The organism is Streptomyces sp. RKAG337 (genome assembly GCF_023701715.1).
In the GTDB taxonomy this organism is placed as follows: Bacteria; Actinomycetota; Actinomycetes; order Streptomycetales; family Streptomycetaceae; genus Actinacidiphila.
Genome location: NZ_JAJOZA010000001.1, coordinates 1,000,247 through 1,024,249, shown reverse-complemented (window position 1 = coordinate 1,024,249; position 24,003 = coordinate 1,000,247). Strand labels below are relative to the sequence as shown.

The 24,003-nt window shown below is 68.0% G+C and carries 25 protein-coding genes and 3 pseudogenes; 21 read left to right on the top strand and 7 right to left on the bottom strand.

The features are described 5' to 3' along the window. Window positions 1-29: 29 nt before the first annotated feature. Window positions 30-488 (bottom strand): pyridoxamine 5'-phosphate oxidase family protein, encoded by a 459-nt coding sequence (locus LNW73_RS04475; RefSeq protein ID WP_250989002.1) that lies wholly within the window; start codon window positions 486-488, stop codon window positions 30-32. A gap of 321 nt (window positions 489-809) precedes the next feature. On the opposite strand from LNW73_RS04475, the gene LNW73_RS04470 reads away from it, so the two are divergent. The 4 genes and pseudogenes from LNW73_RS04470 to LNW73_RS36270 form a co-directional block, all read left to right on the top strand. Further along, the gene (locus LNW73_RS04470) at window positions 810-1,721 is read left to right on the top strand and encodes a universal stress protein (RefSeq protein ID WP_250989001.1); all 912 of its coding nucleotides are present in this window, start codon (window positions 810-812) and stop codon (window positions 1,719-1,721) included. Between the two features lie 107 nt (window positions 1,722-1,828). Continuing rightward, on the top strand, window positions 1,829-3,589 hold the full coding sequence (locus LNW73_RS04465) for an oleate hydratase (RefSeq protein ID WP_285390592.1): 1,761 nt from the start codon (window positions 1,829-1,831) through the stop codon (window positions 3,587-3,589). 309 nt (window positions 3,590-3,898) lie between these two features. Beyond that, on the top strand, window positions 3,899-4,351 hold the full coding sequence (locus LNW73_RS04460) for an STAS domain-containing protein (RefSeq protein ID WP_250988999.1): 453 nt from the start codon (window positions 3,899-3,901) through the stop codon (window positions 4,349-4,351). 1,476 nt (window positions 4,352-5,827) lie between these two features. Then, window positions 5,828-6,457, top strand: a pseudogene (locus tag LNW73_RS36270) (GAF domain-containing protein); the annotation flags it as partial. A 150-nt stretch (window positions 6,458-6,607) separates the two neighbouring features. On the opposite strand, the gene LNW73_RS04450 reads toward LNW73_RS36270, so the two are convergent. Continuing rightward, window positions 6,608-7,129 carry a flavodoxin domain-containing protein gene (locus LNW73_RS04450; protein WP_250992797.1) on the bottom strand — a complete coding sequence of 174 codons (522 nt, stop codon included), beginning with the start codon at window positions 7,127-7,129 and terminating at the stop codon, window positions 6,608-6,610. A 71-nt stretch (window positions 7,130-7,200) separates the two neighbouring features. Next, the gene (locus LNW73_RS04445) at window positions 7,201-8,103 is read right to left on the bottom strand and encodes a universal stress protein (RefSeq protein ID WP_250988998.1); all 903 of its coding nucleotides are present in this window, start codon (window positions 8,101-8,103) and stop codon (window positions 7,201-7,203) included. Between the two features lie 162 nt (window positions 8,104-8,265). Here LNW73_RS04445 and LNW73_RS04440 point away from each other — a divergent pair, with 162 nt between their 5' ends. The 4 genes from LNW73_RS04440 to LNW73_RS36625 all read left to right on the top strand — a co-directional run bounded on the left by LNW73_RS04440 (window position 8,266) and on the right by LNW73_RS36625 (window position 11,419). Further along, window positions 8,266-8,991, top strand: coding sequence for a universal stress protein (locus LNW73_RS04440; protein ID WP_250988997.1), 726 nt, complete (start codon window positions 8,266-8,268; stop codon window positions 8,989-8,991). 494 nt (window positions 8,992-9,485) lie between these two features. Further along, complete coding sequence (locus LNW73_RS04430; RefSeq protein WP_250988996.1) at window positions 9,486-10,205, top strand: CBS domain-containing protein; 720 nt, start codon at window positions 9,486-9,488, stop codon at window positions 10,203-10,205. A 51-nt stretch (window positions 10,206-10,256) separates the two neighbouring features. Further along, complete coding sequence (locus tag LNW73_RS36810; protein WP_441349469.1) at window positions 10,257-10,820, top strand: Rv1733c family protein; 564 nt, start codon at window positions 10,257-10,259, stop codon at window positions 10,818-10,820. Further along, window positions 10,766-11,419: a universal stress protein gene (locus tag LNW73_RS36625; RefSeq protein ID WP_374118035.1), complete on the top strand. Its 654-nt coding sequence runs from the start codon at window positions 10,766-10,768 to the stop codon at window positions 11,417-11,419. The genes LNW73_RS36810 and LNW73_RS36625 overlap by 55 nt, the downstream gene beginning before the upstream one ends. Window positions 11,420-11,671: 252 nt before the next feature. Here LNW73_RS36625 and LNW73_RS04425 read toward each other — a convergent pair. After that, window positions 11,672-12,537: pseudogene (locus LNW73_RS04425) on the bottom strand (RNA polymerase sigma factor SigF). 440 nt (window positions 12,538-12,977) lie between these two features. On the opposite strand from LNW73_RS04425, the gene LNW73_RS04420 reads away from it, so the two are divergent. From LNW73_RS04420 to LNW73_RS04400, 5 genes are all read left to right on the top strand, one after another. Next, on the top strand, window positions 12,978-13,202 hold the full coding sequence (locus tag LNW73_RS04420) for a DUF5133 domain-containing protein (protein ID WP_250988995.1): 225 nt from the start codon (window positions 12,978-12,980) through the stop codon (window positions 13,200-13,202). Between the two features lie 96 nt (window positions 13,203-13,298). After that, entirely contained in the window at window positions 13,299-13,472 is a 174-nt protein-coding gene (locus LNW73_RS04415; protein WP_250988994.1) for a CsbD family protein, read from the top strand. 336 nt (window positions 13,473-13,808) lie between these two features. Continuing rightward, a complete protein-coding gene (locus LNW73_RS04410; RefSeq protein ID WP_250988993.1) occupies window positions 13,809-14,093 on the top strand; it encodes a helix-turn-helix domain-containing protein in 285 nt (94 codons plus the stop codon). Next, window positions 14,044-14,466, top strand: a complete 423-nt coding sequence (locus LNW73_RS04405; protein WP_250988992.1) for an ANTAR domain-containing protein — start codon at window positions 14,044-14,046, stop codon at window positions 14,464-14,466. Before LNW73_RS04410 ends, LNW73_RS04405 begins: the two co-directional genes overlap by 50 nt. 123 nt (window positions 14,467-14,589) lie before the next feature. Continuing rightward, window positions 14,590-14,973, top strand: coding sequence for an STAS domain-containing protein (locus tag LNW73_RS04400; RefSeq protein ID WP_250992796.1), 384 nt, complete (start codon window positions 14,590-14,592; stop codon window positions 14,971-14,973). On the opposite strand, the gene LNW73_RS04395 is transcribed toward LNW73_RS04400, so the two are convergent. From LNW73_RS04395 to LNW73_RS04380, 3 genes are all read right to left on the bottom strand, one after another. Next, entirely contained in the window at window positions 14,970-15,419 is a 450-nt protein-coding gene (locus LNW73_RS04395; protein WP_250988991.1) for an ATP-binding protein, read from the bottom strand. The two genes, LNW73_RS04400 and LNW73_RS04395, sit on opposite strands and share 4 nt — an antisense overlap. Before the next feature lie 859 nt (window positions 15,420-16,278). Beyond that, complete coding sequence (locus tag LNW73_RS04385) at window positions 16,279-17,160, bottom strand: SigB/SigF/SigG family RNA polymerase sigma factor (RefSeq protein WP_374118034.1); 882 nt, start codon at window positions 17,158-17,160, stop codon at window positions 16,279-16,281. Window positions 17,161-17,505: 345 nt separating this feature from the next. Further along, window positions 17,506-17,853, bottom strand: a complete 348-nt coding sequence (locus LNW73_RS04380; RefSeq protein ID WP_250988990.1) for a PRC-barrel domain-containing protein — start codon at window positions 17,851-17,853, stop codon at window positions 17,506-17,508. Window positions 17,854-18,582: 729 nt separating this feature from the next. Between LNW73_RS04380 and LNW73_RS04375 the strand changes: the two genes are divergently transcribed. The 8 genes and pseudogenes from LNW73_RS04375 (at window position 18,583) to LNW73_RS04340 (ending at window position 23,950) form a co-directional block, all read left to right on the top strand. Next, complete coding sequence (locus tag LNW73_RS04375; RefSeq protein ID WP_250988989.1) at window positions 18,583-18,897, top strand: hypothetical protein; 315 nt, start codon at window positions 18,583-18,585, stop codon at window positions 18,895-18,897. A gap of 375 nt (window positions 18,898-19,272) precedes the next feature. Beyond that, on the top strand, window positions 19,273-19,518 hold the full coding sequence (locus tag LNW73_RS04370) for a hypothetical protein (RefSeq protein ID WP_250988988.1): 246 nt from the start codon (window positions 19,273-19,275) through the stop codon (window positions 19,516-19,518). A 393-nt stretch (window positions 19,519-19,911) separates the two neighbouring features. Further along, complete coding sequence (locus tag LNW73_RS04365) at window positions 19,912-20,298, top strand: STAS domain-containing protein (RefSeq protein ID WP_250988987.1); 387 nt, start codon at window positions 19,912-19,914, stop codon at window positions 20,296-20,298. Between the two features lie 11 nt (window positions 20,299-20,309). Continuing rightward, entirely contained in the window at window positions 20,310-21,044 is a 735-nt protein-coding gene (locus tag LNW73_RS04360) for an ANTAR domain-containing protein (RefSeq protein ID WP_250988986.1), read from the top strand. 5 nt (window positions 21,045-21,049) lie between these two features. Then, window positions 21,050-21,796, top strand: a complete 747-nt coding sequence (locus tag LNW73_RS04355) for a GAF and ANTAR domain-containing protein (protein ID WP_250988985.1) — start codon at window positions 21,050-21,052, stop codon at window positions 21,794-21,796. A 136-nt stretch (window positions 21,797-21,932) separates the two neighbouring features. After that, window positions 21,933-22,359: pseudogene (locus LNW73_RS04350) on the top strand (serine hydrolase domain-containing protein); the annotation flags it as partial. Further along, complete coding sequence (locus LNW73_RS04345) at window positions 22,332-22,502, top strand: hypothetical protein (protein WP_250988984.1); 171 nt, start codon at window positions 22,332-22,334, stop codon at window positions 22,500-22,502. The pseudogene LNW73_RS04350 and the gene LNW73_RS04345, both read left to right, overlap by 28 nt. A gap of 161 nt (window positions 22,503-22,663) precedes the next feature. Continuing rightward, on the top strand, window positions 22,664-23,950 hold the full coding sequence (locus LNW73_RS04340; RefSeq protein ID WP_374118033.1) for a PP2C family protein-serine/threonine phosphatase: 1,287 nt from the start codon (window positions 22,664-22,666) through the stop codon (window positions 23,948-23,950). Window positions 23,951-24,003 lie beyond the last annotated feature (53 nt).

Sequence of the window (24,003 nt, the reverse complement as noted above, 5' to 3'; positions counted from 1 at the left end):
TTCGGGCCGGATGCATTCCCGATCCGTTGTCAGGGCATGTCGGCGGCGGACAGTTTCACCTGCTCTGCCGGCACGTATCCGTTCCGGTCGACGACGCGCCCTGCCACGAGTTCGGGTTCGACATGGATGAAGATCCCGTCGCCGGTCTCCAGCCACGGACGCGGACCGCTCGACCTCAACCGCGCGTCCTTCACCGGGTTCGTGACGACGGAAGCCCGGCCGGTGACCACCACACTCCATCCGGTGTGGCCCGCCTCGTCGAAGTGGTCCGCCTCGAACGCGACCACCGCACCCTGGACCGCGCGGGCCATGTGCGATGCGGCGGACGCCTGGAACAGCACGGCACCGTCCGGGTCCAGGAGGAAGTGCACCGGCAGAACGGTGGGCAGGGCATCCTCGGTGTAGATGACCCGGCCGATCGTCACCAGAGACAGCAGACGCAGACTCTCCCGGCGATCCAGCTCTCGGAAACCGTTGTGTCGGTGCATCGCTCACTCCTCAGTAGCGTCGGTGGAAGAGATGATGGGCCCCTCGGACCTCTGCTGTCGATCGTGATCGACTCCTTTCAGCACCGGAGCGCCGGGGTCGGCGGACCTGCTCCATTCCAGCGTGAAGGCCGTGAACCCGCGGGGGAGGGGCCGCAGGGCCCTGTCAAGGGCCCGACCGGCCCCGCGTGATCCCGTGATCACGCGCCGGAAGGCGGCGGATAAGGCCGATCGGCCCCGGAGCGGGCCGTGCGGCCCCTGTACCGGGCGTGTGGAGAGCCGGAGGCTGCTGTCGAACGAGTTCACCGGAACTCTCTTCTGGAGGTGGCTCTCGTGTCCGCTCCCATTGCCGTCGGCCTGGACGGCTCCCCTGAAAGCATGGCCGGCGCTCGCTGGGCAGCCCGGGACGCGCTGCGCAGGAACCTGCCAGTGCGGCTCGTCCACGTCTGGAACTGGCATCCCCATCCCGGCGAGACATCTGACGGCTTGGAAGCACAACGCCACTGGGCCCAGCGGATACCGCGCGAGGCCGCCGCTGAGCTCACCCGGCAGTACCCCGCGCTGGAAATCGTCATCGACCAGGTGGGAGGGCAACCCGCGGCGGTTCTCCCGGTCGTCGCGGAAGAGGCCGCACTCCTGGCCCTCGGGTCCCCCCGGATCAAGGGCATTTCGGGCTTCCTCATCGGATCAGCATCGCTGGCAACGGTCGCCTGCGCCGAGCGGCCGGTGGTTCTCGTACGAGCCGGTGAGACCGCAGAGGACGAACATCAACCCGACAAAGCCGGGCTGCCGTCGACCGACACTCCGTACCGCGATGTGGTTCTCGGCCTCGATCTCGCGCGGCCATGCGACGAACTGCTGGAGTTCGCCTTCGATGCCGCGCTGCAACGCTCCGCGAGGCTGCACGTCATCCATTGCTGGAAGATGCCGTCGGCCTACAAGTACCGCGACGCAACGGTCGGCAGCACTCCGGAATCCGCTCTCGCAGCTCAACAGACGCATGCTCTGACCGAGATGCTGCGTCCCTGGCGGGACAAGTATCCCGCCGTCGAGGTGATGGCGGAGTCCGTGCCGGGAAGGCCTGCGGAGCACCTGCTGACAGCCTCCGCGGACACGTCACTTCTGGTCGTCGGACGGCGCACCAGCCACTCACCGATCGGCCGGCACATCGGCCCCATCACACTGGCCGTCCTCCACCACTGCTCGGCACCGGTCGCGGTGGTACCGCACGCCTGAGCGCCCTGGCGCGAGCGGGCTCGGCCCCGGGCCCTGCAGCCCGATCTCCTGAACACCGTTGGGCCGGTCGGACGGGCCGGGGTCACCAATAGGCCCTGGCCGCAGCATTGATCACCGCGAAGAGTGGTGATCCCGGGGGGACGAGCCGCCGGCGGCCCACAGCAGATGGCGTTTCGGCCGGTGACAGCTGCGGGCGCACTGACGATGAAGAGGAGCATGTTATGGCCAAGGCATATCTTGTGGGGAGCGGTATCGCTGCACTGTCAGCCGCCGCTTTCCTGATCCGCGACGGCGGATTCGCGGGCCGTGACATCCACCTGCTGGAGGAGCAGGAGGATATCGGTGGCAGCCTGGATGCGGGCGGCACCGCGGAGACCGGGTACTCGATGCGGGGCGGCCGAATGTTCGAGGGCCAGTTCCGTTGTACCTACGATCTGCTGTCGTCGATCCCCTCCGTCGACGACCCGTCGAAGTCGGTCACCGAGGACACCTTCGCTGCTCACGACGCCTTTCCCTGGGACGACGCTGCCCGCCTGGTCGACAGCGACGGGAAGATCATCGATGTCCGCTCCATGGGCTTCTCCGAACGCGACCGCCTAGAACTGGTCGCCTGCATGGCCACACCTGAGCGCCTCTTGAACCGAAAGCGGATCTCCGACTGCTTCGGCGAAGAGTTCTTCACCACCAACTTCTGGTACATGTGGTGCACGACCTTCGCGTTCGAGCCGTGGCACAGTGCCATCGAGTTCCGGCGCTACCTCAACCGCTTCGTCCACCTGTTCCCGACTTTCGGCACCATGTCAGGGATCTACCGGACCCGGTACAACCAGTACGACTCCATCGTGCGCCCGCTCCAGGAGTGGCTGAACGACCAAGGGGTGACCATCCGCACGGGGTGCCTGGTCACCGACCTGGCGTTCGCACCGGGTGACGCGACCACCGTCGAGCGGATCCTGTACACCCGCGGTGACCTCAGAGAAGACATCGACGTGGCACCCGAAGACCTCGTCCTCGTCACCAACGGATCCATGACCGCCAATTCCAGCCTGGGATCCGACACCGCGGCCCCGATACCGGTCACTGCCGCCTCCGAGCAGCCTGGGTCCTGGCGGCTGTGGCAGTGGCTGGCCCGAGGACGCGACGACTTCGGTAACCCTCACGTCTTCGACCGGAGCGTGAAGGACTCCACTTGGGAGTCCTTCACGGTCACCTGCAAGGACCCACTGTTCATCGAGCTGATGGAGGCGCTGAGCGGGCGCGAGGCCGGCGAGGGCGGTCTGATGACCTTCCCGTCCTCCAGTTGGCTGCTCACCATCGTGCTGAACCACCAGCCGGTGTACCGCGAGCAGCCCGACGGCGTCACGGTCTGGTGGGGCTACGGTCTCTTCCCGGATCGCCCCGGTGACTACGTCGGCAAGCCGATGACCGACTGCACAGGGCAGGAGATCCTGCGCGAGGTCCTGCACCACCTGAAGTTCGAAGCGAACCTGGACCGCATCGCGGAGACCTCGACCGTCATCCCGTGCCTGATGCCCTACATCACGAGCCAGTTCCTGGTCCGCGAGCACGGCGACCGGCCGCAGGTGGTGCCGAAGGGTTCCACCAACCTGGCCTTCATCGGCCAGTTCGCCGAAGTTCCCGACGACGTGGTGTTCACGGTGGAGTACTCGGTACGCACCGCCTGGACCGCCGTCAACACACTTCTCCAGCTCGGCAAGGAGCCGCCGCCAGTGTACAAGGGGCGGCACGATCCGCGGGTGCTCATGAACGCGCTGACCGTGATGCATCAGCGGCAACGCCCGGAACGGCTCCCCGCTCTGCCGCCGACGGGGCTGACCCTCAGTTCCCGAGATACTCATACGGGATGACCTGCCGCCATGGGTTTGCCGCTGAGGTCGGAGTGGAACCAGCCGCAGAGCTGGCGGCAGTACGAATTCCCGGAGCCCTGCGTTGTTGTGTGCCACCGAACCGATGCACAGCGGGACCGGGCCACGTGCCCGACTGGCTTGCGCATCTCCGAGGTGAATCGAGTGCGTCCCGCCGCCCGCATCACAGGTTGCTTGAGTGGCCCTCTCACCTGCCGATCCCGAAGTACGGCTGTACCGGAAGTGTCAGGCGGGTCCGGGTTTCCGGCTCCACCGCGGCCCTGGCCGGCCGGTCCGTGGAACCGAGGCACCATGCCCGTCCCGCCCCTGCTCGATGTTCATCGTCACGAGTACGGCAACCGGACACGTATCACGGTGGTCGGCGACATCGACCTGGACTCTGCGCCCCTGCTGCGCGCGTCCTTGGAGCAGTGCTTGCTCGACGGTATCCGTTCAATCGACGTCGATCTGAGCGCCGTCACGTTCTGCGACTGCACCGGGCTGAACCTCCTCCTGTCCGCCCGCCGGCGCACCGCAGCCGCCGGCGGGGCCCTGCGCCTGCGCCACCTCAGTAAGTCCGTGGCCCGGCTCTTCGCCCTGACCGGCTTCACCTCTCTTCTCGTGACCCCGCGGGTCGGTCTCGTTCCGCTCCCTGTTCCGGTCCGGCACCGTCGGTCCTCCCGGTCCTTGCGTCCGGCCATGTTGTACGAGGCGACATGTCAGCTTGCTGACGTAGCGCCTGTTGCCCTGCACGGTGTGCTGTGAGGCAGGAGCCAGTACAGGCGCGATCGCGCCATTGATTCCACCGGTCAGCACAATGAGAGTAAAATTCGTCTTCGACGTCCCGGACCCCGGCGTGTTCACCGTTCAGCAGCACACTGGACGCGTCCGCATCCGGGAGCGATACGTGAACGCAATAACCGAACCACCCATTGGCCCCCGGCAGCTGCCGGTCAACCCGCAGGCTCGTGGTGCGTCCTCGGCGGTGGGCAAGAGCCCGCCGACCGTTCCCCGGCTGAAGTCCCCGAGAGATCCTGCCCGTAGACGGGACGAGGGCCTCATCGCGCGCAGACGCGCGGTCTTCAAATGGTGCGACTGCCACTTGATGGCTCTGTGTGGCCTCGTACCGCCTTCGGTGGACCACCGAGGTGTCATCGCCTCGGCCTGGGCCGACCTGCTCGCGGATGCTCCAGACAGGGTCATTCGGCGGCTGCAGCAGGATCAGGGTCATGATGCCGGGTCAATATCCCACCGCAGCTGTCCTCAGGACGCGTCCCCCGTGGACCGGATTGAACTCGCCCTGGAGATCTTGGGGGACCGATCCTGCGCCCGGACCTCCACCATCCTGGGACAGGCTGAGCACACTGTCTCCGCCCGGCTGTCCTCGGGGCTATGGGTCTTGCTTGCGCCCTGCGACTGCCTGGCTACCGGCGGCGGGTAAGGGGGTGCTCGCCGGCCCACGCCATTTCAGGGCACCGGTCGAGCCGGCGGAAGGTGAGCTGCACGGCCCGCACGCCGCATCCGGAGCCGATTGGTGATCTTTTGGAATAGCGCCAAGTAGGCGTCGGCCCGGGGACTGTGCTGGTTGCACGTCCCGGACCCTGGCATGACCTGTGCTGACGCCCATGTGCGAGAGGTGATTGGACGCTTCCGTCTGGTCACCTCGGCACTCTTTTCGATCCGAAGTTGTTGATCGTGCGGTCCTGGGAGTGGGGGTCGCCTGGCCAACGCTTCGGCTGCCGGTCCCGGTCGCCAAGACGGCCTCCTGATCTGCCTGCCACGCGGAGCCACGTGCCTGTCCGCCCCAGCAGTGCACCAGGCGGTCAACAAGAACCGAGGCGCCATACCAGTGCTGTACAGCCGGTACTTCAATCGACACGACCATGGAAACCGCGACGGGGTCCGGCCGGCCGGTCGGGTCGTGATGCGCGGTGATTGCTGTGATCAGTGATCGTATGGCGGAGGCGCTGCGTCTGCTGCAGCCCGGGGCTCGTCCGAGGCCGGTACTGATGTCGCCGTGGCGGCCGCCGAGGCCCTGGGGGTGGACGGGTTGTCGGTGTCACTGGTGACCAAAGGTGATCAGACCGAGCTGATGTGGTGCTCCGACGACACCGCCCGGTGTCTCGAGGACATGCATACACCCTGGGGGAGGGCCCGGGGCCCGATGCGGTGCGCACGGGGGCGATTGGGTGGGTTCCGGACCTGGCCCAGGTACGGGTCGAGCGATGGCCGGCGCTCAGCATGGAGGCGCCGGACCTACAGGCCCGAGCGGTCTACTGCTTTCCGCTCGGCATCGGTGCGATCCGCGTCGGAGTGCTGACCGCTGTCCGTCGCACCGCAGGACCCATGAGCGCTCAGCAGGCCGACGACGCCATCACGCTGGCCGCGGTCCTGACCATTCACTGCTTGAACGGCAAGGGACTATCAGTACCCGAGATCGGTGCCGATGAAGGTGCCAGTGGCAGCACCGGACCCGTCTTTCAGCCGGACTGCCTGCCGCAGATGCTGAACGCCGTCGTCTATCAGGCTACCGGCATGGTCAGCGCACAACTCCTACTGCCCTTGCCGCAGGCCTCTGACGAGCACACCCGGCTGCTGGAGCTGTTCGCCCAGGAGCACGATCAGGGGCCGTGTGTGGACTGTTACAACAGCGGCACCGCCCGCACCAACATCAACCTGACCGACTGGACGATTGCTGCGAAGTGGCCGCAGTTCGCCGTCCAGGCCCAGGACACCGGCTTCGTGGCCGCCAACGCCCTGCCGCTGCGACTGCGCGGGCGGACCATCGGCTCGATGGGCCTGTTCCAGACCGACCCCGAACCCCTCACCGCCTCCGACCTCACGCTCGCCCAGGCACTCGCGGACATCGCGACCATCGCGATCCTGCAGCAGCGCACCCTGGCCCACAGCGAGCTCGAACGCGGCCAACTCCAGTACGCCCTCACCAGCACGATCCAGCGCGGGATGACCAGTACTCCCACTTCACCAGCCGCCGCCAGCGGGACAGCTGTGGCCATCGGTTCAAGCCTGGGTGATGACAGTGGTCAGTTCGGATGCGATGTCTCGGGCCCAGGCGCGGATCTGCTCGCGATCGCGGAAGTCACCGACCTTGCCTTGCTTTCGGAGCCGGCGGGCGATGAATCCACGGGTCCCATCGGTGAGCCGGCCGCCGAAGGTGACGTGACCGTGGGCATCCAGTTTGGCGGCGATGCGAGCGACCGAAGGTACTGCGGGGATGGTGCGCTCGGTGGCGGAACCGTCGAGCGGTCCGCTGCTGAACAGCCAGACTTCCTGCTCGGTCAGCGCCTGGCGGTGGTGGCGGACGAAGCGGATCGCTTCCCCCGGCCAGTGGCCCGCGTACAGGCCCGCTCCGAGGATTACCGTGTCGTAGGCCGCGATGCTGGGGACGTCCGAGACAGGCGCGACCTCGACATCGATGTGCTGTTCGTGCAACGTCTCGCCGATCAGCCGGGCGATCTCGGCTGTGGACCCGTTCTTGCTGCTGTAGGCGACGAGCGTGCGCTGGGACTTCGTTGGGGTCATCGGGGGTTCCTCCTCGGGGGGTACACCGTGTGGTGGAGCAGTGCTCACGGGTGGTGCGGGTCGGCTGGTCCTCAGAGATGTGGGACCACTGCGACGGGGCACCCGGCGTGGTGCAGTACCCCGTGTGCGACCGGCCCGAGCTTCGGACCCGCCGCATGATGCCGGGAACGCCGCCCGACCACGACCAGTGAGGCGTCGGCCGCCGCCCGCACGATGTGCGAGACGGCCTCCCCGCACCCGGTCTGTTCCGTTATTGCGACCTGCGGGAACTTGTTCCGCCACGGCTGGACGAGATCGGAGAGCGTGCGCCGAGCGGCCGCCTCGGTCTCCTGGAGCAGGGTGTCGGTCATGAATGCGGGGGAGTAGCCGTAGGTGTAGGGCCGGTCCCAGTCGTGGACGATCAGGAGCGAGGTCGCGCGCCGGGAGGCGGCGTCGAAAGCGAATTCCAGCACCGTGTCGCAGGGGTGGTCCAGGCCCACGCCGAGCACGACGGGGCGCTGTGGAGTGCTGGTGGTGGGCGCCCCGTCCGGACCGGGGCGATGCTCCGCCGCGGCATGGTGCCCGGAGCGGACGAGCACGACGGGGCACTCGGCGCGGGCGACGGTCGACTGGCCGGTGGAGCCGAGGAGGAACCCGGCGAGCGGACCCATGCCCCGGGATCCCACCACAAGGATTTCCGACTCCTGGGCGACGGCCAGCAATCCGTGCAGCGGGGTGTCGTCCAGGTACTCGGTGCTGATCTCCAGACCGGGGTATTCGGCGCCGAGTTCGGCCTCGGCTTCGCTCAAGACACGCTGCAGCCAGTGGAGTGCAGCGTGGTCCGGGGAAGTGGAGGCCGTGCCGGCTGTGTCGGACGGCCAGGCGTGCACCAGGCGCAGCGGAAGTCCTCGCAGGAGCGCCTCGCGGGCTGCCCAGTCCGCGGCAACGGCACTGGCCATGGTGCCGTCGAGGCCGGCGGTGACGGTTCGGGACATGGAATACCTCCGGATCGGATGACTGGTCTTCAGCTTCGGCGTCATCGAGCCGTGCGAGCAGGGGCCGCTGGACCCGCGTCAGGGACCGAATGGCCCATGTGGAAGCGCGCATGACGAGCCGAAGGTGGTTATCCGGAGGTGAGCTCCATGGGGGAGCGTTGTGTGGTCGCTGGTGTGGACGGTTCCGTTCAGGGTCTGGAGACCGCTGAATGGGCGGCGGTGGAGGCGCAACGGCGTGGCTCCGCGTTACGGCTGATGGGCTCGGGGATGCCAGGTGGTCTCGACGGGGCACTGGCCGCTGTGCGGCTGCGGCATCCCGAGCTGTCGCTGACCACTTGGCGAGATGACTGCCCGCACTCCGCGCTCCTCTCAGCTTCGGCCGGTGCCGGCCTGCTCGCGATCAGTGCGATGAACCGCGATGCGAGGGAGATCGCTGCCAGCGCACAGTGCCCCGTCGTCTTGGTGCGAGGAACCACGGCCGGCGAGGTCGTCCTCGGTCTCGATGCGCGCCATCCGGTGGAGACCGCGACCGGCTTCGCCTTCGACGCCGCGCATCGGCAGGGCCGTCGGCTGCGTGTGGTCCACGCCTGGCGGCTGCCGGCGCCGGCGAGGGGCCGCGCGCGGTACACGCTCTTGGAGGAGGACCGGGCCGAGTGGGAGGACGAGGAAGTGCTGATCCTCCATGACGCGCTGCGCGGCTGGCGGGAGAAATACGCCGAGGTGGATGTTCTTCCGGATGTGCGGCTGTTCACCGCGTCGTGGGCTCTGGTGAACGCTTCCGCGAGAGCGGGCCTGGTGGTCTTGGGGCGCGGTCCGGCCGGCCTCGGCCGGGTGGGGCACGCGGTCGCCGAATTCGCGGAGAGCCCGGTGGCGTTCGTTCCGGCCTGACGCATGTCGACGGTGGCAGATCCGGCTCGATACCCGCTCTGCCACCGAAGCTGCGCGTCCCGACCTGAGGGTTGGGGGACGACCGCCACCGGGCAGGCCGCGTTGTGCAGCAGGGCGTGGTTGACCAGGCCGAGCTGGAGGCCCAGGGAGTGGCCCTGACGCTGCTGGGCCCCAACCACCAGGAGTCCGCTGTGCCGGCGGCGTCCAGCAGAGCCTTTCTGGCCAGTCCCTCGACCGGTACGCGATCCACGGTGACCTTGGGACAAGGGCCGCCGCGTCCCGTACCGCGTCAGCGATAGCCGCCTCCGCCCGGCGCAAGTGCTCGCGTGCGGTATCGGGACGGGATGGATCCCGCTGCGGCGGGGTGGTCGCTGACGAGTGGACCGTACGGCCCATGCCACAGGGCCGGGCGGCCTCTGGGTAGGCGGCTCGCACGGGTGGACGCTGAAGTCGTCGTCGCAGGAGGGCGTTCACACCGAGATGGGGAATCAGTAATGAGGCACAACAGGATCACAGACGTGATGACAGGCAATGTCGTCAAGGCCGTTTACGGCACGCCGTTCAAAGTGGTTGCCGAACGGTTGTCCCGGCACAACATCAGCGGTCTGCCCGTTGTCGACGCCGACGACAAGGTCATCGGCGTCATCTCCGAGACAGACCTGATGATGCGCCAGGTCGCGAGCGTCGCTGATACCGTTTCGTGGTGGGGCCGACTCTCCCGAGCCCACCGCCGGGAGCAAATCAAGGTCCGGGCCCGGACCGCGGGGCAACTGATGTCCCAGCCCGCGGTCACGGCGCACGCCGAGGACTCCATCGCCGAGGCCGCCCGCATCATGATGGAGCACAAGGTGGAACGGCTGCCCGTCGTCGACGAGCAGGACCGCCTGATCGGCATCGTCACCCGCCGCGACCTGCTCCAGGTCTTCCTGCGGCCGGACCCTGATATACGCCGCGATGTGATCGACGAGGTGCTGGTCCGCACCCTGTGGATTGTCCCGCAGGCCATCGGCGTCACCGTCGTCGGCGGGGTGGTGACGCTGGAGGGGCGACTGGAACGCCGCAGCGAGATCGACATCGCACTGCGCCTCACCCCGCTGATCGACGGAGTGGTCGCCGTGGTCGACAAGCTCACGTACCGGCTCGACGACTCCCACCTGAAGATCGCCGAACCGGCACTGCACGGTGTGGCCGACGACTGGGTCCGGAGGCTCTGAGGAACCGCGGAGCGGGCTGAGAGGCGACGAGACCGTGAACGGAACCCGGCGATGGTGGCGTTGGCGGTCCAATCCGCTGCGCCGCCGGTCGGACAGGATCGAAGGATGGGTGAACCTGGTGACGGCGGTGGCCCTGTTCCTCGGGTGCCGGCAGCCGCGGTGACCGCTGCCGCCGTCGTCCATACGATTGCCGCGAAGGCGGTCAAAGGTCAGCAGGAGACGCGCCACGCCGTTTCGGCCGTGCTGCTCGAGAACGCCCCCGTTTCCGTGCCCCGAGTGAGCGGCTCTGGTGACCGGTTTCCCGTGAAGGTTCGCTGGAGCACGCCCAGCGGACCTGCCCGGACCGGATCGGCCAAGGTTGCCGCCGACAGCCCCCGCGGCTCTACCACCACGGCGTGGCTGGGTCGTTCCGGACAGCAGACATCCCCTCCCATGTCCCGCGGGCAGGTGGCATCACTCACCGCGGTCGCTGCGACCACAGGGGGCGTATTGGCAGTCGTATTCCTGGTCACCGTTCGAGGTCTGATCCGCCGCGCTGCGGACCGGGGCCGGATGGCGGAATGGGAACAGGCTTGGTCGCAGGTCGGACCCAGATGGGGACGCCGCCCGGCGTAGCCCATAGGGCGAAGGAGACGGATATGTCCAGATCGCCGGTCCACGACCGCATCGTTGTCGGAGTCGACGGCAGTGACTCCTCCTACACGGTTCTGCGCTGGGCTGCCGCTGAGGCGGTAACCCGACGGGCAGAGCTCGTGGCCGTGCATGCCTGGGAGCCGAGCGGCGCTCACCTCGCTCCATACGCCCCGCGGCCCGTCGGTCACACCCCGGCGGAGGAACGGGCGCGAGCGGGGGAAGTACTTCGAGCGTCGGTACGGCAGGCTCTTGGCCCCAGGCCCGAGGTCGGGGTGACACTGGTACTCGTGGAGGGCCGCGCGAGCCCGGTGCTGCTCGCCCAGGCGCAGCATGCACTCCTGCTGGCGCTGGGGCACCATGTGCGCGCGTCGCGCCTGCTGCCGGGGCTGGGCCCGGTCGCCCGCGACTGTGTTTGCCAGTCTCCGTGTCCTGTGGTCACGGTGCCGGCCGGCACTGGTCCGGCCCCGGCCACCGGGGATGGCCCGGCAGGTCCTCCGGGGAGGGCCGCATGGCCCCTTTCCGGACAGCACGCGCCGTCCGACGCTGGTGGTGCGGGCGATGCGGGTGGACGCGAGCGATGAACGGCGCCAGCCGGCTGACCGCTGGCTCAGGCACGATGGAGCGGGTGATGCGCAGACCGGGTGCTGTCACCGGGTACTCCCAACCAGCAGGGTGCAAAGAGGGCTCGTCAGGTGGCTGCCCCCGCTGGGCCCGTTCCATCCCTGCCCGGCTTCTCGCTGCCGGGCCGTCCGCTGACGTCCGGTGGGGCGGGCAATGGAACGGGTCCCACCGGCGAGGGGTGGGCGACGCTCCGCTCTTTGATTCCCGGCTGTTTAGGCGGATGTGGTCAGGTGGGTGCGCAGGTGGCTGAGGGTGCGGTTCAGCAGGCGGGAGACATGCATCTGGCTCACGCCGAGTTCGGCGCCGATCTGGGATTGGGTCATTTCCTGGCCGAACCGCATGTTCAGGATCTGGCGGTCGCGTTCGGGCAGGGCCGCGATCAGCGGCTTCAGTGCGAGGAGGTTCTCCACCCCCTCCAGAGCGGGGTCGATGTCGCCGATCCGATCGGCCAGGGCCCGGTCGTGGTCGCCGCTGTCGTCGCCGCCGAGGGGCAGGTCCAGGGTGCCCGCGGTGTAGCCGTTGGACGCGACCAGGCCCTCGGTGACCTCCTCCGGCGTGATCTCCAGGAACGCCGCGAGCTCCGGGACGGTCGGGTCCCGCTCCAGCCGCTCCGACAGCGTTTCCGCGGCCTTGGCGAGCTCGAGGCGCAGTTCCTGCAGGCGCGCCGGGGGACGTGGACGGCCCAGCTGGTGTCGCGGAAGAACCGCTTGATCTCGCCGGAGATGTAGGGGATGGCGAAGGTCGTGAACTCGACCTCACGGCTCAGTTCGAACCGGTCGATGGCCTTGATCAGGCCGATCATGCCGACCTGGATGATCTCCTCACGCGGCTCGGGGCGATTGCGGAAGCGCCGCGCGACGAACGTGACCACGGCGATGTTCAGCTCGATGAGGGTGTTGCGGGCGTACTGGTACTCCCGCGTGCCCTCCTCAAGTGACTGCAGGCGGTCGAAGAACAACCTCGACAACTCCCGGGCATCGGCCGGAGCGACCTTGCCCGCATCCTCAATCCACGGCAGCGCATCGAGGGACGATGCCGGAGCGGTAGTGGCGGCCTGCGCCCCCATGGCGATCGTCATAACTGCTCCACATCTCGTCGGCCGGTTCAGCAACTGGGCGCCACATACCCCCAACGCTGGACCGCACACCCATCTCCTTATCTTCCTGCGCCCGCCGTCCGCGAGGACCCGATGACCGACCCACCGGTAGTGCCACCAGCCCGCCCACGCCTCGTGCGTCTGCACGCCGCAACGACTAAGATTCATCCCACGATGCACAAAAAACTGTTGCGGACACAATAGACAATATCGCACGCTGTGGTTATTATTCTGTTCGCAGATCGGGGCGGGAGGCGGAGGGTCGCCCTGCCGACTGGATGGTCGCGATCCGGAAGCTACGGATTCGTGGTAACCAGTCAGGGATCGTCGCGCAGCAGCCAGCAACGTCGCCTTGGTCACCCGCCCGCAGCCGAGTCAGGCATCTGATGAGCGAACAATCCGGCGCTGAAGGAGACACCGTCATGCTGATGCCTCACCCCGCCACGCTGCAGCAGCTGATCGACCGCTACGAGCAACTGCAGGCGCGGGAAGCAGCCGGGGCCGCGACGCCCGAAGAGCGCCGTCGGCTGGATGACACGACCTACACGCTGTGCGTCTCCACCGGCACCCGGAACATCACCGACACGCTGCGCATCGCGCGCCGCCATTGCGGTACCTGCGCGGACCAGATGACGACCGCGGCCTGACGCCGGCCCCGGCGCGGTGCTGGAGAGGACAGGTATTGCCTGCGATGGCCTGGGTAGGCGGGCGGTGCACCACTCGCACCGGTCGTGGAGGGCCTCATGGGAACCGAAAACAAGGCCGAGAACACCGCGGACAAGGCCAAGGGCAAGGTCAAGGAAGTCGTGGGCAAGGCCGTCGGCAACGAGGGTCTCGAAGCCGAGGGCAAGGCCGAGCAGGCCAAGGGCGATGTGGAGCAGGCCGGCGAACACATCAAGGAAGCCTTCAAACATTGACCGCTGTCGCGCACCCACGCCCCGGGGCCGCAGCCGATTACCGCTGCGGCCCCGGGGCGTAGTCAGCCCGAAGGCGCCGGCGCCCCTGTGCAAGGATCGTCGAATCCCACCCGGGGAACGATCGCCATAGACCCCGGCCACACCCGTGGTACCCGTCGAACGTGGGCACCGCGGCGATGCCGGGGGAGCCGCTGCCGATGGCATCTGGCGTGTGCACAACAGCCTGACCCAGCTCCAGAACACCCTGACCGCGTCCAGGCCTCGCATAAATTCGTGCCCCTGTCAGGGCCGGCGACTACTGTGCGGACAGCACCTCAGCACGGGAACGGGGCACCCATGAACCAGTCGGCCGAACAGCACCGGGACGACCCCTGGGACCAGATGGCCGTCCCGGTCCCCGTGGCAGCCTCCCTGCTGGGCGTCAGCTCGGATGCCATTCAGCGACTTATCGATACCGGTCACCTGCAGAGCTGCCTCCAAGGGCAGCATCGCTTCGTCCCCTTGGTCAGCGTGTTCGCCTACCGCAACCAGCATCCATTGCCCGGCCGCCCCGCCACCTACAGTCAGGCCGTTGACGATCAGGCAGCACTGGACCGTGCTGCCGACCGACTCGCCGGATGACCGGCTCCTGACCCTTCACTCCGTTGACGCCGCAAAGGACAGCCCGCTCAGATCGACGTCGATCGGGCGCTCTCTTACCGCGATGGCGAAGGACGTCGTGGACCGGCGCACCCTGGCCCACAGTGAACGCGAACGCGGGCAGCTCCAGTACGCCCTCACCAGCCGCATCGTCATCGAACAGGTCAAAGGCATCCTCGCGGAGCGCTGGAACACGAGCGTCGACGACGCCTTCACCGCGCTGCGAACCTACGCCCGCAGCCACAGCTACCAGCTCACCAGCCTCGCCCGGGAGATCGCCGCCTCCCGAAGGTTTGCGGCCGTACGCACTGACCACGGTCTGGGGGCGGTGCCTGCGCACCACTCTCGGGAATAGATCATGCGTACGTATATTGAGGGTGTGTCGATCCACCAGCGTCTGGGCAGAGACCGGGCTGGTGGTGCGTTGGGTGCCCTCTCACCTTTCATAGAGAGGGAGAAGGAGACGAGAGTGGGTCCGATGGAGCCGTTGCAGGTGAGCGCGGTGGGGCAGGCGCAGGATGGTGTGGCCGTGCTGTCGGTGGCCGGCGAGCTGGATTATGGAACGGAGCGTGTCCTGGGTGACGCCGCGCAGCGCCTCCTGGATCAGGGGTGCCGCCGGCTGATCGTGGATTGCGCGGGCCTGGCGTTCTGCGATTCCCAGGGCCTGAACCGTTTCCTGCAGCTGCGTCTGGACCTGGAGAGCCGGGACGGTCTGCTGGTCCTGGCCGCCATCAGCTCGCCGCTGCGGCATGTGCTGGAGTTGACCGATGCCCTCCAGATCTTCGTGCTCGCGGATAGCGTCGAGGCCGCGCTGCGGTCGGCCGGGCCGGGCGGGGCCTGCGTGCGCGGGCCTGCAGCCTAGAGGCCAGCCGGCAGGCAGAGGGTGGCGCGGATGCGTTTGCCGACCGGCACGCGTTCCACGCGGACCTCGGCGCAGATGCGGTTGATGATCTCCATGCCGTGGCCGCCGATCCGGGTGGGGTCTCGCGGGAAAAGGCGGGGCAGCGCGGTGCTGCTGTCCCAGAGCGTCACGGTGACCCCGCTGCGGCGCCCTTCCAGCTCCAGCAGGCACGGGCCGGGTGCATACCGGTTGGCGTTGGTGAGCAGTTCCGTCACCACCAACGCCACGTCGTAGGCGAACGGCTCGGACACCGGGACGCCCAGCAGGTCGACGAGCTCCTTCACGAACACGTCCGCCATCTGCCGCGCCTCACCCGCAGCCCTGTGCTCCACCCCGTAGTGCGCCGCCCGGTACAGCACCCCCACTGACACCGGAGCCCCGGCCGGCTTCGCCGGATCCTGCACCATCTCGTCCCCCTGGCATGTAGCCGTGCACTGCGACTCTCCCCGATCCGCGCACTTAGTCCTGTCGCAACCCCAAACCACGTCCCCTCACCATAAAAGACAGCGAGAGGGACAACCCAGGTTCGCCAACCGACGGCCCGGCGTACTGGCTACCACCGCTGCGCCCGACCCTGAGACGATCAACAAACCGTACGCGGCCCCTGCCCTTGGCGATGACGGCACGGATGCGCTTACCGACTGGCGCCCGCTCGACGATCAGTTTCTGGCAGATCAGTTGGAGGATTTCGATGCCGTGGCTCCCGATCCGCCGTGGGTCGGGGGGAAATTCGCGTGGAAGCGACGTGCTGCTGTCCGAAACGGTGCCTGTGATGGCGCCGCGATCACCCTCATGACCCCCGCCGTATCACCCGCAAGCCAGCCCGCCGGGCCGAACCGTCGGCGCCCCGGCGGGACCAACTCGCGGCGGCCGCCTGATCACAGCGGATCCTCTTGGGCTGGCATACCAGAAGTCGCTCTGCCGCTTGTGTGCTGGTCAGGCCACTGGCCTTGCGGAGCCGGCGGAGCTCGGCTCCCAGATCGTGTCTCCTGCGGGTGGGATTGATGATCGCCGCCACGGGGGGTGCGCCTGCGGCTCACAGGGCCCTCTGCCAGCCGGCAGCCTGCCATGATCAGATTCAGTGAGCGCATTCTGCACTGCCCTGTCGGGGCCGCTCGTGACCATCTGCCGGAGTTCACCTATCTGGCGCATATGGCCCGCCCCAGACTCAGCCGCTGACCTGCGATGCCGAGCAAACTGTCATGTCCCGCCCACCCGTTTACTCGGCCCGCGACGCGAGCGGTCCGCACCGATGCGGGGCTGCGGTCAGGCTTGGGTGAGCAGACCGGCGCGCAGACGGTCCAGGGTGCGGGTCAGGAGGCGGGAGACGTGCATCTGGGAGACGCCGAGGACGGCTCCGATCTGGGACTGGGTCATCTCCTGGCCGAAGCGCATCTGCAGCATGCGCTGGTCGCGGTCGCCCAGTTCGGCGAGCAGCGGCTTGAGGACCTGGAGGTTCTCCACCGCGGCCATGCCGGGATCGTCCGAGCCGAGCCGGTCGGTCCGCGCGGCTCCGGCTCCGTCCTCGGTTCCGTCACCGACGGGGACGTCGAGGGAGTCTGCGGTGTAGCCGTTGCTGGCCATCATCGCCTCCGACACCTCCTCGCGGGTGAGGTCCATGTACTGCGCAAGGTCCGTGGTGGTGGGTTCACGGTTGAGGCGTTCGGTCAGCGTCTCGCGGGCCTTGGCCAGGACGATGCGCCGTTCCTGCAGGCTGCGCGGCACGTGGACCGCCCAGCTGGTGTCGCGGAAGAAACGCTTGATCTCCCCGACGATGTACGGGATGGCGAAGGTGGTGAACTCCACCTCGCGCGAGAGGTCGAAGCGGTCGATGGCCTTGATCAGGCCCATCGTTCCGACCTGGATGATCTCTTCCATGTCCTCGGGCCGGTTACGGAAGCGCCCGGCGGTGAACCGCACCATCGACAGGCTCATCGCGATCAGTGTGTTCCGCGCGTACTGGTGCTCCCGGCTTCCTTCCTCCAGGGCCTGCAACTGGTCGAAGAACAGTCTCGACAGGGCTCGCGCGTCCTTCGGAGCGACCTTGCGCCCGTCCTCGATCCACGGCAGCGCCCCCGCCGTGGCCGGGCAGCCCCGCATCGTAGGAAACTCCACCAGCTGGCCCACTATGTCCGTTTGTGCGGTCATCTAGTCCACCCTCTAAGGCGCCCGACCATCAGGCTCCCATCTCCCGGACCTACCCCCCTCTGCCGCTCCGATGTCCCCAAGGCGGCAGGGACTTCGCGGAACCGGGGCAAAGCATCTCTGGCTCGGATGGTGGGGATCGGGTTCCCTCCAGGGCGCGGTGAGTGCCCGTCAGGCTCGGGACACGAGGACTTGACCCCGGTGGATCAACTGCGAGAGGTCAAGATCACGCAGCCAACCGGATGCGACCACCGTGAGGCGCCCTGCCCTCATCGCACACGCCAACGCCCCGCCTCCAGAAGGGGAACTTCTGGAGGCGGGGCGTCCTGGTGCGGCGGTGCTGCGCGCTCAGTCGCGGCTGCCGTAGTAGCCCTCGACCTGCTGGTGATAGCCCGCGTCACCGGTGTGCTTGTCCTTGTCGAACTCCGGGGAGTCCTTGATCTCGTCCTTGGTGAGGGCGACGTAGATCTTCCGGTCCGCGGCGTCGATGGACTGGATCGTGCCCGCCGGGAGCAGGACGTGCTTGCCGAAGATCCACACTCCGGTGTCGACAACGATGTACGCGGACCCGACCTCGTCGGAGTGCTTGTCGACCTTGCCGATGCTGCCGTCGGTCGCCTCGACCTTGAACCCGGTCAGATCCGTTCCGGCCTGGTAACCCGACGCTGCCTGGTGTCCCCACATGCTGTCCGTCACAAGAAAACCTTCCGTTGCCGTGCAGGTAGTGCGAGAGATCCCGTCCGGCAATTCGGTGGGTAACTCTCAAAAGGCGCCTGCCCCGCAACCTCCGGCACACACCAGCCTCTCCAATTTGCGCCAAAGCGGGCCGAAAGCGTGTCCTCGAAGGCGGGATACCGGAGCGGCAGATCGGTCGGCCGACGAAGCCTCGCGGCGGCCCTGCGAGCCGTCAGGGCAACCGACTCGCGCTCCCAGTTGCCGTCCGCGCGGCACTGGCCTAATGCGCCATGTTGACAGGGTGCATAAATAGGGCCTAGATGGTAAAGAAGGGCGAAATCCCAAATATGGGCCGAACGGCCCCGCGATGAGATGGAACGGGCCGCTTCCATGCGCCTGACCTGCCCTTCGTCGAGGAGGCGCGCGTGACCGCGCCCGACGGCGTCGAAGGTGGCTCGGCTGCAATTCTGGTTCATGCGCTCGAGTCCACAATGAGGAAGTGGATGTGATGGCTAGATCACCGGATGAGGTTTCCAAGGAGGAGCTGCAGGAGGAGCGGGGTCGGAAAGGGTCACGCGATACGGGCTCGAGCGAGCCGTCCGGGGGAGTAGTCGATCGGCCTTCAGGTACCGCGGATGCAGATTCCGACACGGGCATCAATCCCCAGCTGCCCTCTGATCCAGACGCGCCGAACCTGCAGTCCGGCGGCGGATGACGGGGACCGACCAGGGCACTCCACATGAGCGGAGCATGATGAGCGAGCCGAAGCAACCCGATGAGATCGACACCGAAGGCAGAACTCTGCCGCCCTACGAAGGCCGCAAGAAGAGCGCCAACGTCAGCAGTGACAAGGCGCAGTCGGTCAAGAGCGGCGTGAAGACAGCCGGCGCGGCCGGCCCCGTCGAGGACGACGACATGAAGGCGCCCGACCCCAGGGACACCCCCGGCGGTGCGACCAGCTCACCTGCGCACGAGAGGTCCGTCAGCCGCTCCTCCAAGGCAGACGACGACGGGACCGGCCCGGCCCACCAGCGCGGCACCCCACGTGCCGAAGACCAGCCCTGAGGCGTGCTCGAAGCCCTGACTCCCGGGGTCCGTGGCGCGGTGCGATGGTTACCGTGCATCTGAACGTCGCGTCGGCGTGGCGTCCAGTGCCAGGCGCACCAGCAGCCGTGACCCGGTCGTCGGCACGCCGGGGTGGGCGCAGCGAAGATCGCCGCGCCGAATTTCGACCCGAGCGTGCTGACCAAGGCGTCGTATATGCCCAGGGGTTGCAAGGAGTTCGGAGTCAGGGTCGGGTTCCGGGGCTTGCAGTCTTCGATGAGTTGACAGAAGGCATCTTCGGTCCTGCTGGCGAGCATGGCGCAGCTGTTCGCGGGTCAGCTGCGTGGGCAGGATGCCGGTTGAGTCCGTTGCTCCAAGCGGAAACCGAGGACGATCATGGATGACCGCACCAGCCAGGCTGAGGATCTTGGCCGCACCTTGAGCGACACCGCCTCGGTCGCTGTGGAGGTCACCTGGATCGACGGCCATGAATGGACCGTCAGCTGGTCGGACGGCCCCGGTGAGCAGCAGATGCGCGACAGCGTGGTCCGGGCGCTGGCCGACCCCCGCTACGCCGAGCTGCGCGGCCGGCACTTCACCTATCTCCGCAACGAAACCGGCGGCGGCTCGCGGCTGCGGTGACCGAGGGCGTGCGTGGCGCACTATGGTGCTGGCCGCAGGGGGGTGCGCCCGGCGTGTACCGACGCCTGCTCTGGGCGTGCGATGCGGTGTACACGTAGATCTTGCGGGCGTTTCGGTCGGGCGGGCTGCATCGGGACTAGGCTGCGGGTAGCGTCCCGGCCCCCGGCGTGACCCATCCGATGGTGAAGCAGATGCCCGCAGGAACGGAAGACGGTGATCCGCGCCGGTGTTGCACCGTGGAGGGAACGCACTCATGTCGCAGCCTTTGTCAGGGCGGCGGAGCGAACGGTTCAGCTAACCGATCCATGAGCTTTGGCCCCCACCAGGTGCCAGGCGCAGCGGTAACCCCCGCTCGCCGGCACTGGACCGGGAGGCCGTAGAGACTGAGGCGTTATGCCTGTTCTGCAGGCGCTGGAGTTGTCTCACATCATTCGACATGGCCAGGCGTTGATCACCGTGGCCGGTGTGCTCGACCTGGACACCGCGCCCGCCGTCAACGCGGCAATGGAGCACTGTCTTCACGAGGGTGTCCGTTCGATCGACGTCGATCTGAGCGAGCTGTCCTTCTGCGACGTCAGCGGACTGAACGCCTTCCTGACCGCCGCCCGGCAGGCCCGAGCAGTTGGAAGCACGTTCCAGCTGCACCACCCCTCTCCCTTCGTGACCCGGGTGTTCGAACTGGCCGGCACGTGCTTCCTGTTGCTGTGCTCGCCCGCGGTGCGCGTGCCTGGCCCGTGCTGCCCCATAACGGCCGATCCGCTGGGCGCGGCGGCCTGGTGATCAGTGACCGCATGGCGGCGATCTTGCGTCGGCTGGAGCCGGAGCAAACAGTCAAGAGCAGCACCGATATCGGCCCGATCATCTCGGCGGCCACCGACGTCCTGGGCGCCGACGGGCTGTCGGTGTCCCTGCTGACCGAGGACGAGAAGAATGAGTTGCTGTGGTGCTCAGGGGACATCGCCCGGTGCTTCGAGGAAATGCAGCTCACCCTCGGGGAGGGCCCGGGGCCCGACGCGGTACGGACAGGTGCGATGGTGTGGGTGCCGGACCTGGCCCGCACCCGTGCCGAGCGCTGGCCCGTCCTGAGCATGGAGGCCCCCGATCTTGAGGCGCGGGCGGTGTACTGCTTCCCGTTGGGGATCGGCGCGATCCGGGTCGGGGTGCTGACCGCCGTGCGGCGGATGCCGGGCCCGATGTCCGCGCAGCAGGCCGACGACGCCATCGCCATGGCCTCGGTGCTGACCGCCCACTGCCTGAACCACCACGCACTGCCCGGCACCGAGGCCGGCGGTGGGCCGGACGGCCCGCCGCAGGTGCTGAACGCCGTCATCCACCAGGCCACCGGCATGGCCAGCGCCCAGCTGTCCGTCCCCCTGCCGCAGGCGCTGGCGCGCCTACAAGGCCATGCTTACGGCAGCGGTCGCTCCCTTACCGAGGTGGCGAAGGACGTCGTGGACCGGCGCCTTCGCCTGACCGACCAGGGCAACGGTTCGCCGACGCCGCCATCCGTCGTAGACAAGGACTGAATCCCATGATCCGAGAGCAACGCCTGACCGAGGTCTTCGTCGAGGTCGCCGACTCCCTGACCGACGACTTCGACGTCATCGACTTCCTCCAACAACTGTCGGTGCGCTGCATGGAACTGCTGAACGTCGCGGCGGTCGGCATCATGCTGGCCGACAGCCACGACACCCTGCAAACCATCGCCGCCTCCGACGAGCACACCCGGCTGCTGGAGCTGTTCGCCCAGGAGCACGATCAGGGGCCGTGCGTGGACTGCTACAACAGCGGCGCCGCCCGCACCAACATCAACCTGACCGACTGGACGATTGCTGCGAAGTGGCCGCAGTTCGCCGTCCAGGCCCAGGACACCGGCTTCGTGGCCGCCAACGCCCTGCCGCTGCGACTGCGCGGGCGGACCATCGGCGCGATGGGCCTGTTCCAGACCGACCCCGAACCCCTCACCGCCTCCGACCTCACGCTCGCCCAGGCACTCGCGGACATCGCGACCATCGCGATCCTGCAGCAGCGCACCCTGGCCCACAGCGAACTCGAACGTGGCCAACTCCAGTACGCCCTCACCAGCCGCATCGTCCTCGAACAAGTCAAAGGCATCCTTGCCGAACGCTGGAACACCAGCGTCGACGACGCCTTCACCGCGCTGCGTACCTACGCCCGCAGCCACAGCTACCAACTCACCAGCCTCGCCCGCGAGATCGCCGACGGCACCTTCGACACCAACCAGATGTCCCGCCCGGCCACCACTCTCCGGCCCTGAAACGGACCCCTACGGCTCGGCCAGCCCACGCCCGCGAAGGGCAAGGCCCGGTACGGGGGAGAGGTCGCGGCCCAGGCGGCCCGCTGTTTCGTGCGTGCGACGGTGTGGTGGTGCTGGTGGTGGTCGGTGAGTTGGGATCCTCGCCGTCTGGAGCGTGATCGGCGCTTTGTGGGAAGAGGGCCCGCTGCCCCTTGCGGCTGTCCTGGGCACGTACTGGCCGCATGTGGCCGGGCGCCCGCTGGGGGGTGTCACCGTCCGTCAGCTGCTGACCCACTCCGCCGAACTGCCGTTGCGCGCAGCCCTCAAGGCGTCCTACGGCACCGACCCGCAAACCATTCGTTCCGGGTCCCTGCACGAGGCCCTGTACCGCCCGCACAGGCAGGCAGTACACCGACCGGGCTTCCCTCATCCTGGGATACCTCGCCGAAGACCTGTCCGGTCAGAGCCTCGACGAGCTGGCTCGCACGCGGGTCTGGGAACCGCTGGGCATGGACGGCACCCGCTTCGGTCCGCTCCCGCAGGAGGTGGCGGCTCGGTGCGCGCCCACCACAGCGGTGCCGGACCCGCCGCCGTCACCTACCGCGACAAGAACGGCACCAAGAACCAGGTCCTGGTCATCTACCGCGGCTGCGGCGACCACGTCGCCGGAACCGCCGAAGCCCACCTCGCCGCCGAGGAAACCGCCGCCGCACCGGACGGGCAGTGACCCCCAGGAGCCGCCCGTGGTCAGCTGCACCGCGAAGCCCGCACCCAACTCCTTTCGCCATACGCCGCCCCTCTGCCTGCCGCCGGTCTGCCACCCACCCCACGGCTGGCCCGATCATCGGCCGCGGCACCATCCTCATCCATCCAACTGGAACCGGACAAATGGCTGTGCTGACGTACCGGCTTAGCCTGTGCGACGACCGCCTGAAACCCGCCATCCGTCCAGGCCAGCGAGTTGTGGAACAACCCACCCTGGTGATCCCCGACACCCTGGCCGATCTGGTGGCCTGCGCCAACCCGCTGGTCGCGGGCGCCCTGCAGCTCCGCTTCTACGCAGCCGCCCCGATCATCACGGCCGACGGCCACCGGCTGGGCACCGTCAATATCCTCGACACCCGCCCCCGCCTGATGACCGAGGCCGATACCGCTGCCTTGGCCGACCTGGCCGCCATCGTCCGCGACAGCCTGGAACTGCGGCTGTCCGCCCTGCGCCTGCTGCGCGAGGAGCAGGCGCGGCACAAGGAACAGCAGGAGACGCGGGAGCGGGCCGAGCGGGACATGGCGGGCATCACCGCCTTCGCCACCGCACTGCAGCGCACCCTGCTGCCGCCCGCACTGCCGACGATCGCTGGACTGGAACTGGCCTGCCACTACCAGACCGACTCCCCGCGGGACGTCGGCGGAGACTTCTACGACGTCTTCCCGCTGGGCGCCGATCGGTGGGCGTTCTTCCTGGGCGACGTGTGCGGCAAGGGCGCAGAAGCCGCCGCCGTCACCTCTCTGACCCGCTACACCCTCCGCGAGGCCGCCCAACACCACACCGACCCGCAGACGGTGCTGTCCGCGCTCAACAGCGCCCTGCTGGCGGACCCCTCGGTCGGCAGCCGCTTCTGCACCTGCGTCTTCGGTGTCCTGAACCGTGCCGCTGAAGGGGGCTTCACCATCACCGTGGCCACCGGCGGTCACCCCCCGCTCTTCCACCTGATGCAGACAACACCCAACGGCGCCGTGCAGGTCCAGGCCGTCCACCCCGAGGGCGGCATGCTGGTGGGCGCCTTCCCCGACGCACAGTTCGCTTCCCAGACCCTCCACCTGGCTCCCGGTCACACCCTGCGGCTGTCCACCGACGGCTTGACCGAGGCCCGCATCACCGACCGGACCATGCTCGGCGAGGACGGCCCGACCACCTTCTTGTCCGGGCGCACCGGCACCATCAGCGCCACCACGCTCGTGAACGACACCATCGACCTCCTCCACGACCTGCCACGCGGCGCGGGTGACGACGTGGCGCTGCTGGCTCTGTCCGTCCCCCGCAACCCGACCACTCCCGGACCGGCCGCCCCCACCACTGCCACCCTCACACCCCACCCGCACCGAAAACCGGCCAGGAGTCCTGAACCCGCTGGCCCGCCTCGTACCACCAGCAACGCTCGGCATCTCGCCGAATGAAACGCAGCCCGCGGGGAAGGACTGTGCGGCCGTCGGGAGGGAAGCCAGCACGT

Bases quoted from the DNA above. Each gene is read 5' to 3' on its own strand.
- LNW73_RS04475 (WP_250989002.1), bottom strand. From the start codon at position 488: ATGCACCGACACAACGGTTTCCGAGAGCTGGATCGCCGGGAGAGTCTG.
- LNW73_RS04460 (WP_250988999.1), top strand. From the start codon at position 3,899: ATGCCCGTCCCGCCCCTGCTCGATGTTCATCGTCACGAGTACGGCAAC.
- LNW73_RS04450 (WP_250992797.1), bottom strand. From the start codon at position 7,129: ATGACCCCAACGAAGTCCCAGCGCACGCTCGTCGCCTACAGCAGCAAG.
- LNW73_RS04445 (WP_250988998.1), bottom strand. From the start codon at position 8,103: ATGTCCCGAACCGTCACCGCCGGCCTCGACGGCACCATGGCCAGTGCC.
- LNW73_RS04430 (WP_250988996.1), top strand. From the start codon at position 9,486: ATGAGGCACAACAGGATCACAGACGTGATGACAGGCAATGTCGTCAAG.
- LNW73_RS36810 (WP_441349469.1), top strand. From the start codon at position 10,257: ATGGTGGCGTTGGCGGTCCAATCCGCTGCGCCGCCGGTCGGACAGGAT.
- LNW73_RS36625 (WP_374118035.1), top strand. From the start codon at position 10,766: ATGGGAACAGGCTTGGTCGCAGGTCGGACCCAGATGGGGACGCCGCCC.
- LNW73_RS04420 (WP_250988995.1), top strand. From the start codon at position 12,978: ATGCTGATGCCTCACCCCGCCACGCTGCAGCAGCTGATCGACCGCTAC.
- LNW73_RS04415 (WP_250988994.1), top strand. From the start codon at position 13,299: ATGGGAACCGAAAACAAGGCCGAGAACACCGCGGACAAGGCCAAGGGC.
- LNW73_RS04410 (WP_250988993.1), top strand. From the start codon at position 13,809: ATGAACCAGTCGGCCGAACAGCACCGGGACGACCCCTGGGACCAGATG.
- LNW73_RS04400 (WP_250992796.1), top strand. From the start codon at position 14,590: ATGGAGCCGTTGCAGGTGAGCGCGGTGGGGCAGGCGCAGGATGGTGTG.
- LNW73_RS04395 (WP_250988991.1), bottom strand. From the start codon at position 15,419: ATGGTGCAGGATCCGGCGAAGCCGGCCGGGGCTCCGGTGTCAGTGGGG.
- LNW73_RS04385 (WP_374118034.1), bottom strand. From the start codon at position 17,160: ATGACCGCACAAACGGACATAGTGGGCCAGCTGGTGGAGTTTCCTACG.
- LNW73_RS04375 (WP_250988989.1), top strand. From the start codon at position 18,583: ATGATGAGCGAGCCGAAGCAACCCGATGAGATCGACACCGAAGGCAGA.
- LNW73_RS04370 (WP_250988988.1), top strand. From the start codon at position 19,273: ATGGATGACCGCACCAGCCAGGCTGAGGATCTTGGCCGCACCTTGAGC.
- LNW73_RS04365 (WP_250988987.1), top strand. From the start codon at position 19,912: ATGCCTGTTCTGCAGGCGCTGGAGTTGTCTCACATCATTCGACATGGC.
- LNW73_RS04360 (WP_250988986.1), top strand. From the start codon at position 20,310: ATGGCGGCGATCTTGCGTCGGCTGGAGCCGGAGCAAACAGTCAAGAGC.
- LNW73_RS04355 (WP_250988985.1), top strand. From the start codon at position 21,050: ATGATCCGAGAGCAACGCCTGACCGAGGTCTTCGTCGAGGTCGCCGAC.
- LNW73_RS04340 (WP_374118033.1), top strand. From the start codon at position 22,664: ATGGCTGTGCTGACGTACCGGCTTAGCCTGTGCGACGACCGCCTGAAA.